The sequence below is a fragment of the Lactococcus formosensis genome (genome assembly GCF_018403745.1).
GTDB lineage: Bacteria > Bacillota > Bacilli > Lactobacillales > Streptococcaceae > Lactococcus > Lactococcus formosensis.
In genome coordinates this window covers 1-382 of record NZ_BOVP01000020.1, presented here as the reverse complement: position 1 = coordinate 382, position 382 = coordinate 1, and the positions used below count along the sequence as shown (strand labels likewise).

The following is a 382-nucleotide window of genomic DNA, read 5'->3' as shown; positions in this document are numbered from 1 at the left end:
ATATTTGGTTACGTAAAAAACGGGACACACAAGCAGCCTATGCTTTTCTTAAGCGGTTAGTGAAGCAGTTTGATGAACCGAAGGTTGTAGTCACAGATAAAGCCCCCTCTATTACAAGTGCCTTTAAGAAACTAAAAGAATACGGCTTTTATCAAGGGACAGAACATCGTACCATTAAATACCTGAATAATTTGATTGAACAAGACCATCGTCCAGTAAAGAGACGCAATAAATTCTATCGAAGTTTACGCACTGCCTCACCCACGATTAAAGGCATGGAAGCCATCCGAGGATTATATAAGAAAACCCGAAAAGAAGGCACTCTCTTCGGGTTTTCGGTCTGTACTGAAATCAAGGTATTATTGGGAATCCCAGCTTAAAT

The 382-nt window shown here is 40.1% G+C and carries 1 pseudogene; it reads left to right on the top strand.

The annotated features are described in order from the left end of the window. A pseudogene (locus tag KJS37_RS10365) lies at positions 1–380 on the top strand (IS6-like element IS1216 family transposase); the annotation flags it as partial. Positions 381–382: the final 2 nt, after the last annotated feature.